Raw genomic sequence first — 8,390 nt, 5'->3', positions numbered from 1 at the left:
GGATGTTCGAAGCGCGAAGGCTAGCACTCCGCTGCCGCCGCGTTAGCCCCTGACGCGCACACCAACGGAAAAGTTGCGCGGTTCGCCGGGGAAATAGCGATAGCCTCCAAAGGCGAAATCAGCCCGCTCGGCAAAGCGTGTGTCAGCAGCGTTACGGATGGCCGCAAACACCTCAATGCCGCTGCGAAGCGTGAAACGGCCCCGCAGATTGACGATGTCGTGGCCGGCATATCGGGCGGTATTGGCAGCGTCCGCGAAATATTCACCGACATGAATCCATTCGGCTTCCAGATGGAGGCGCTCGGCAGGCTGCCAGCCTGCGCGAATATTCCAGAGCCATTCAGGCGCCGTATCGACGCGGTTGCCGCGCACGATGACTTCCGACGCCTGCCCCACCGGACGATCAAAATCATATCGGTGAACGGCCCAGGTGAGCGCTCCGGACAGGGTGAGGTTGTCCATTACCGGCCAGACGCCTTCCAACTCCACGCCCTCATGCGTGGTGCGGCCGTCCGTGACGTTCAGCCCGTCGGCATCCCGGAAGAAGACATTGCGCTTGAGCATTGAAAAGCCGGTCAGCTCCAGCGCCAGCCCGCCCGGCCCGGCAAGCCGCAAGCCCGCCTCCAAACTGTCGAGCTGTTCCGGCTCGATACCATCGATCTCCTGGCCCGGCTGCAGGCGATAGAGCTCGTCGGTCTGGGGCGCACGCACACCGCGCGCCACACGCCCAAAGACGCTGACCCGGTCCGTTGCCTGCCAGACAAGACCGGCATGGGGCGCGAAAGTGGTGAAAGTGTCACTACGGTTTGGCAGCCGAAGGAAGCGGCCGATCGCCCCGTCGGCAGTATTGTTGGTGTAGTCGAAGCGCGTGGTCTCGAGGCGCGCGCCGCCTTCGATTTCCAGCCCCTGCGCCAGACTGTGACGGCCCTGTACAAACACCGCGCCGGTCAAGGCTTCGACGTCGTAGTCATAGTGAATGCCTTGGGGGAAAGCGCCAAAGCTTGCCAGTGTCTGGTCCTCGACGAGATAGCCGCGCGTCCACTCGCCATCGACGCCGAGCGTCACGCTCCCCGCACCGCCCTGACGCACGAAGGCAGACTGGAAGCCCACGCTGTCATGTCCGGTCTCCTCCAGCGCGCGTGAGGGCAGGAAATGGAGGCGGAAACGCATGTCATTGCTGCGTGCATAGACCGCTCCGCGCAGTGACCAGTTCGAAGACAGGCGGTGATCGCCGTGCAGGGCGACACGCAGCGCGCTGGCATCGCGAAACGCTTCCGGGTTGGCATTGCGCCGCGACAAGGCCTCATCGCGGTAGGCCTCGAACCCGTTCACGAAAGTCGCCGTTTCCTGTTCGAGATGAATCAGGCTGACGCGCAGGCTCATTTGCGTCGCGCCCCGGCCCCAGTCGAGCCGGGTCTGAACGCCCGCGCGGAGCAGGCCGGCATCATCACGCCAGCCATCTTCGGACCGAACCGACAACCCGGCAAATCCGTCGCCCATACGGGTCGAACCGCTTGCCTGCGCCGTGACCCGGGCCCGCCCGAAACTGCCTAGTTCCAGCTCGGCCCGGTGTCCCGGCACGGACGGATCTGGTGTGATCACGTTCACAAGACCATGGAGCGCGTTGGAGCCATAAACTGCGCCGCCCGGCCCCCGGATGATTTCGACACGGCCCGCCAGTTCGTCCACAGCCTCAAAGAGCCCGTTTATATTGGCAAAGGCTGGCGCGCGCAGAGCGATCCCGTCTTCAAGATAGAGGAAGGAGCCCGCACCCGCCCCCGCGCTCAGGACCGGTGAACGGATCGCGGTCAGATGCTCCGCGCCATTGCCACGGTGCACATAGACGCCTGGCGCCCGGTTGAGTAGCTCTGCAACATGCTGCGCTCCCGTATCCATTATTGTTCCGGCATCGATCACCGCCACGGGAACGGCAGAAGCGCTGCGGCTCTGTTCAGACCTTGTTGCGCTCACGACGATGACGTCGCCCGGCTCCTGCGCAGAAGCAGCCGGCACCGCTGCAAGACTGGCCAGCAACGCGCCGGCCACAGCGCGTCGCGTGCTTGACGCTTGGACAAGCCGTCCTAGGGTTACGCCGTCTTTTGCGGGGAATGAAATCATGATGCTTTGCCGGTTGGTTCTGGTCGGTCTTCTGACCGCCTTTTCAGGTGCATGTCTGGCGCAGGCCTATGAGCCAAAGCCGTTAGTTGAACTGATCGGGCAGGAAGTCGAGTATGACGCTGCCATTCCCTTACCCGAGGATGTTACCGGCTTCGCCGTTGGCGAGATCATCTACACCCCCGACATGATCGCCGCCTATATGCGCGCTGTCGCCGCGGCTTCGGACCGGGTCAGTGTCGACACGGTCGGGCGCTCCCATTTCGGCCGCCAGATCATGCGGGTGACCATCACCGCACCTGAAAACCATGCCCGCCTTGACGAAATCCGCGCCGCGCAGCGCCAGATTTCCGAGGCCGGCAACACCGCCGCCATCCCGGCAGACCATCCGGTCGTCATCCAGTTTACGCACGGTGTGCACGGATCGGAGCCCTCGGGCTATGATTCCATCATGCCGCTTTTGTACTTCCTGGCGGCTGGTCAGGGCGCCGAAGTCGCTGACATGCTTGACAATTCGGTCATTCACCTGATCGGCCCGATCAACCCGGATGGCTCGGAACGCTTTGCCAGCTGGACCAACATGCACCGCGCCCGCGCGCCGGTCGCCGATCCGCAGCACCGCGAGCACTATCACGAATGGCCCTGGGGCCGGGTGAACCATTACTGGTTCGACATCAACCGCCAATGGCTGCCGGTGACGCAGCCCGAAGCGGCGGCTCTGGTTCAGGCCACGCGTGAATGGCTTCCCAATATTGCCGCCGACTTTCATGAGATGGGGACAAACTCCACCTATTTCTTTTCTCCCGGACCGCCTGACGGACTTCACCCTCTCCTTTCGCTGGATGGTCTTGCACTGAACCAGCGCATGAACAGTTTTCTGAACGAGCAGCTGGACAATGAGGGCGCGCTCTATGTCAGCGAGGAGCTGTTTGACGATTTCTACCTCGGCTACGGCTCCAGCTATCCCGGCCTGGTCGGCTCGGTGCCCTACCTTTTCGAGCAAAGCTCGGTGCGCGGCCTGATCCAGGAAACCGACTTTGGAACATTGCGTTACGACGACAAGATCGGCCAGCAGGCCCGTGTCGGCCTGGCCCTGATCCGGGCCGGCCTTGCCAACCGCGAACAGCTTCTGTCCTTCCAGCGAGACTTCTACCGGGAAGGCGCGCGCATGGCCAATGCGGCGACCAATCTGGCCTATGTATTTGGTTCGCGCGATTCTGGAAGACTGAATGATTTCCTCGAGATACTGGAAATTCATGGCATCGAGGTATACCGCCTGAACCGCGATACCCGGATCAACAATACAGATTTCGATGCGGCAAGCAGTTATGTAGTCCCCGTGCGCCAGCGCGAGTTCCGGGTCGTTGAAGCCCTTTTCGAGACCCGGATCGTGGAAGGCATGACGGAGTTCTATGACGTCTCCGGCTGGACCCAGCCAATAGCCTATGGCCTTGATTTTGCTGCCGTAAGGCCAGGTCTCTTCGCACCGGACCTCACTGGCGAGCGCGTCACGGCCATTGACCGGGCGGTCGCTGCGCCCGAGCAGACAAACTACGCCTATGTCATTGACTGGACTAATTTTTATGCGCCTCGCGCCCTCTACCGCTTCCTTGCGGCCGGGGTGCGCGCCCGGATGGTGCCGGATGCCATCACGGTGACAACGGCTAATGGCGAGGTGTCATTGCCCGCAGGTTCGGTCGTGATTCAGGTGAACCAGCAGGGGGTCAATCCCCGGACCGTCCATGATCTTGTCCAGCGGGCAGCCGAGGACGGTGTCACCGTTCACGCGGCCATTTCCGGCGCGACGCGGGAAGGCTCCGATCTGGGCGGATTTGGCGTCAGCACGATCACCCGGCCGGAGGTGCTGCTGCTCACCGGGCGCGGCCAGAATGTGAACACGGCCGGCGAGATCTGGCACCTGTTCGATCATGAGCTGAACATTCCTGTTTCCATGATCGATATCAGCGAGTTCTCGCGCGCTGACCTGTCCCGCTATACGCACATCATCCTTTCTGATGGCAGCTATGGCGGCATGGTCGAGGCCGATGCCACGCGCCTTGGCGAATGGACGCGCGCCGGCGGCGTTCTCATCGGCATCGAGGGCGGGGCGGGCTATGCCATCCGCAACGGGCTGACGAGCGCGGCCTATGCGGAATGGGAGTCGGATAGCGAGACTCCCAATGCCCTCGCCTATGCGGCGCTGACGCAGTGGGATACGCAAGAAAATGTCTCCGGCGCCCTCTTCGCGGCGGATGTGGATCTCTCCCATCCGCTCCTGTTCGGGCTCACCTCGAACCGGCTGGCGGTGCAGCGCGAGAGCACGAGCGCCTTTGCCATCGGCGATAATCCCTTCGCTCTTCCAATACGTTACGCGCGTAATGGTCTGATTTCCGGTTATGCCTCTCAAGGTAATATCGACCGGCTGGCCGGCTATGGAGCCCTGCACGCAGAGCGGCGCGGACGCGGATCGGTGATCCTGTTTGCCGACAATCCCTACTTCCGGGCCTATTTCCGCGGCTCGGCGCGGGTGCTGACAAATGCGGTCTTCTTCGGGGACAGCTTCCGCAATCCCTACCGCCGCGCCCAGTAGCGCGCAGCCGAAACGCCTGACGCCGTCACGCTTTTGCGTGGCGGCGTTTCAGCTCTGCCGCGACATCGGCCAGGGACAGGCCGCGGGCCTTCAGGAGGACAATGAGGTGGAAGACGAGGTCGGCCGCCTCGCCGGTCAGCGCGGCGTTGTCCTCGGAAACGCCGGCAAGCGCCGTTTCCACGCCTTCTTCGCCAACTTTTTGCGCTACCTTGTTGATTCCTTTAGCCAAAAGCCGGGCCGTGTAGCTTTCGTCCGGATTCGCCTCACTGCGGCTATCCACGATTGCGGATAGTTCGCCCAGGAAAGCGAGCCCGGGGCCGGGATAGTCTCCAAAGCAGGAGCGCGTGCCGAGGTGGCAGGTAGGCCCCTCGGGCAGGGCCTGGACCAGAAGCGCATCCCGGTCGCAGTCTGCTTTCATAGACACCAGACGCAGCACATCGCCGGACGTCTCGCCCTTTGTCCAGAGGCGGTTCTTTGAACGGCTCCAGAAGGTTACGAGGCCCTTCGCTTTTGTCTCTTGCAGCGCCTGCGCATTCATATAGCCCAGCATCAGCACCTCGCCGGTCGCCGCATGCTGCACGATGGCTGGCACCAGGCCGCCGCCCTTTGCAAAATCGACCGGGCCTGGATCGACGGGGGAGAGATCGTCACTCATGGGCGCACCTCGATGCCGCTTTCGCGCAGATAAGTCTTCAGATCGGGGATGGAAATCACGCCCTTGTGGAACACGCTTGCGGCTAACGCCCCGTCAACATTGGCCTTTTTGAACACGTCCTCGAAATGCGCCATGGCACCAGCCCCGCCAGAGGATATCAGGGGCACCGGGCATACCTCTCGCGCGGCCATTAGCTGTTCAATATCATAGCCTTGGCGGACACCGTCCTGGTCCATGCAGTTGAGGACAATCTCGCCTGCACCGCGCGCCACCACCTCTTCTATCCATGACAGCGTATCGCGTTCACTCGCGAGGGTACGGTCCGGATCGCCGGTATACTGGTGCAGGCGCCATATCCCCCCAATCTTGCGGCTATCCATGCCGACGACCACGCATTGCGAGCCAAACTCGGACGCCAGCTCGTTGATGAGATTGGGGTTTTCCAGCGCCGGGGTATTGATGGATATCTTGTCTGCCCCCGCAAACAGGCGCGCGCGTGCCGCCGCCACCGAGCGAATGCCGCCAGCAACGCAAAAAGGTATGTCGATCACTTGCGCGACGCGGCTCACCCAGGCCGGCTCCACCTCGCGTCCTTCCGGGCTGGCGGAGATGTCGTAGAAGACCAGCTCGTCCGCGCCCTGCGCGGCGTAAAGCCTTGCCAGATCGACGATATCGCCGACGACTTCATGGTCGCGAAAGCGTACGCCCTTGACCACCTTCCCGTCGCGCACATCGAGGCAGGGAATGATCCGCCGGGCTAGCATGCCAGCGCCTCTTCAAGCGTGAAGCGCCCTTCAAAGAGCGCCCGGCCGATGATGACGCCCCCCATTTTGAGGGCCTTTGCCTGCCGGATATCCTCAAGGCTCGCCACCCCGCCGGAGGCCTGCCAGGCAATGTCCGGCCGGGCTGCTACAAGCGTCTGGTAAAGCGGGACATTTATGCCCTCCAGCATGCCGTCGCGGCCGGTATCGGTGGCAAGCGTATGGCGAAGCCCGTGGCGTTGATAGCGCTCCAGCAACTCCCCCAGCGTCATCCCCGCTTCCTCGGTCCAGCCCTTGACGACCGGTACCGGGATATCCCCCTTCATGCGCACATCGAAGGCGGCCGCGATGGCGGCTGCTCCATAGCGGACAAGCCAGCCCGACACGCGTTCAGGATCGGTTACCGCCAGCGAGCCGATGACAACGCGCGACGCCCCCGATTTCAGAAGGGATTCAATGTCATCGGCGGTTCTGACCCCGCCGCCTGTCTGCACCTTTATGCCCGTCGCCGCGACGCTTTCCACCAGGGACAACTGGCGGCGCTTGCCGTCACGCGCGCCGGACAGATCAACCAGATGCAGCCAGTCTGCCCCCGCATCCTGGTAGGCTTTCGCGACCGCGACCGGATCGTCGCCATAGTCGGTCACGGCGGCGAAATCCCCCTTTGCCAGGCGCACAACCCGGCCATCGAGGACATCAATTGCTGGATAGAGGATCACGTCATTAGCCTCTGACAAAATTGGATAAAATGCGCGCGCCCACGGCGCCTGAGCGTTCTGGGTGGAACTGGCAGCCGGCCACATGTCCATGCCGGACCATGGCGCTTATCCGCGCTCCATAGCCGGTCTGCGCGATGGTCGCCGGTCCGGCGGGCGCGTAAAACCCGTGGACAAAATAGACATGGGCACCGGGCTCTATCCCTTCGAGCAGCGGGTCTGACCCGGCATCGAATTCGAGGGTATTCCAGCCCATGTGCGGCCACGGGCCTGCGCCCGCCGGGTCGAGGCGTTCAATCGATCCGGGGACAAGCCCCAGCAGGCTCACCGGCCCGCCCTGCCCGCTATCCTCGGCGCTCTGCCCGAAAAGCAGTTGCATACCCAGGCACACACCCAGCAGCGGACGGGTATCGTTTCGCAAGGCGTCCGCCCATCCGCTGGCCTCCAGCGCGCGCATTGCGGGGCCAGCCGCGCCCACTCCCGGCAGGATAAGCCTCTTAGCGCCCGCCGCCTCCTGCGGCGTCGAGGCGAGGACAGGCTCCACCCCCAGCCGCTCCAGCGCATAGCGCACCGAGGCGATATTGGCCGTCGATGTGTCGATCAAGGCGAGGGTCATTGGTCTGCAACCCCATGGGATAATAGGTCCCGGCTCGGGGGCCGGGACCCCGGAGCATTCTGCCTCAGCGCTTTAACCGCGGTCCCGGCCCCCGAGCCGGGACCCATGTGTCTGGTGGACAGACGCGCGGGACACATCATCACAATACCCCCTTGGTGGAGGGGATAGCGGCGCCCTCTACCCGGATGGCCTGACGCAGGGCACGCCCGAACGCCTTGTAGCAACCCTCGATCATGTGGTGCGCGTTATCCCCGCTCACCTCGACATGGATGGCGGCTTTCAGCGTTTCCGCGATGGAGCGGAAAGCGTGTGCACACATTTCAACCGGGTAATCCCCCACCCGCTCGCCCGGGATATCCCCGTCAAAGCGCAAATAGGGACGGCCCGAAAGATCGATCCAGACCCCGGCGCGCGTCTCGTCCATGGGCAGGGCAAAGCCGAAGCGGGCAATGCCCGCCTTGTCGCCCAGCGCCACGCGCAAGCCCTCGCCGAGCGCCAGGCACACATCCTCGATCGTGTGGTGGGTATCGACTTCGATATCGCCCTCGCAGACAACATCGAGGCGGAAGCCGCCATGGCGGGAGACCTGTTCCAGCATGTGATCGAAGAAATGGACGCCGGTTTCAAACCGTCCGCCCTCACTGTCGAGATCGACATAAAGCGCAATGTCGGTTTCCTTGGTCGTGCGCCGGATGGAGGCGGTGCGGGGCGCTTTCAGCCCGCCCAGCCAGGCGCTGAGGGCTTTCGCCTCGGCCAGCGACATCACCCAGGCGGTGAAGCCGTCCGGCGTCTCCTCAAGGTGCAGGCCGAGCGCTGTCAGCCGCTGCGCCAGTCCTGCCCGGTCGTCGCTGGAAAGCGTGATCCTGTCCGCATCACTGTCCACCACAGCGCCCGTGATCTGTCCCATTCGCGCGGCGCACGAACGCGTCAGCGCAAG

Annotated in this window: 7 protein-coding genes; 1 reads left to right on the top strand and 6 read right to left on the bottom strand. The window is 63.4% G+C overall.

Translation table 11 applies throughout. From position 1 onward, the window contains the following. Positions 1 to 42 precede the first annotated feature (42 nt). On the bottom strand, positions 43 to 2,046 hold the full coding sequence (locus tag ACTS2Z_RS13945; RefSeq protein ID WP_442573809.1) for a TonB-dependent receptor: 2,004 nt from the start codon (positions 2,044 to 2,046) through the stop codon (positions 43 to 45). A 70-nt stretch (positions 2,047 to 2,116) separates the two neighbouring features. On the opposite strand from ACTS2Z_RS13945, the gene ACTS2Z_RS13940 reads away from it, so the two are divergent. Further along, complete coding sequence (locus ACTS2Z_RS13940) at positions 2,117 to 4,705, top strand: M14 family zinc carboxypeptidase (protein WP_442573808.1); 2,589 nt, start codon at positions 2,117 to 2,119, stop codon at positions 4,703 to 4,705. Between the two features lie 25 nt (positions 4,706 to 4,730). On the opposite strand, the gene hisIE is transcribed toward ACTS2Z_RS13940, so the two are convergent. The 5 genes from hisIE to hisB form a co-directional block, all read right to left on the bottom strand. Further along, the gene (hisIE, locus tag ACTS2Z_RS13935) at positions 4,731 to 5,360 is read right to left on the bottom strand and encodes a bifunctional phosphoribosyl-AMP cyclohydrolase/phosphoribosyl-ATP diphosphatase HisIE (RefSeq protein WP_442573807.1); all 630 of its coding nucleotides are present in this window, start codon (positions 5,358 to 5,360) and stop codon (positions 4,731 to 4,733) included. Further along, positions 5,357 to 6,124 (bottom strand): imidazole glycerol phosphate synthase subunit HisF, encoded by a 768-nt coding sequence (gene hisF, locus ACTS2Z_RS13930; protein WP_442573806.1) that lies wholly within the window; start codon positions 6,122 to 6,124, stop codon positions 5,357 to 5,359. The genes hisIE and hisF overlap by 4 nt, the downstream gene beginning before the upstream one ends. Then, entirely contained in the window at positions 6,118 to 6,840 is a 723-nt protein-coding gene (gene hisA / locus ACTS2Z_RS13925) for a 1-(5-phosphoribosyl)-5-[(5-phosphoribosylamino)methylideneamino]imidazole-4-carboxamide isomerase (RefSeq protein WP_442573805.1), read from the bottom strand. Before hisA ends, hisF begins: the two co-directional genes overlap by 7 nt. Before the next feature lie 4 nt (positions 6,841 to 6,844). Next, positions 6,845 to 7,453, bottom strand: coding sequence for an imidazole glycerol phosphate synthase subunit HisH (gene hisH / locus ACTS2Z_RS13920; protein WP_442573804.1), 609 nt, complete (start codon positions 7,451 to 7,453; stop codon positions 6,845 to 6,847). Positions 7,454 to 7,592: 139 nt separating this feature from the next. Next, positions 7,593 to 8,390 (bottom strand): imidazoleglycerol-phosphate dehydratase HisB (hisB, locus tag ACTS2Z_RS13915; protein ID WP_442573803.1); only part of this gene is annotated, 798 nt, incomplete at its 5' end.

The organism is Glycocaulis sp. (assembly GCF_052168375.1).
Lineage (GTDB): Bacteria > Pseudomonadota > Alphaproteobacteria > Caulobacterales > Maricaulaceae > Glycocaulis.
The sequence above is the reverse complement of the archived record's forward strand: the minus strand, read 5'-3'. Positions and strand labels throughout refer to the sequence as shown.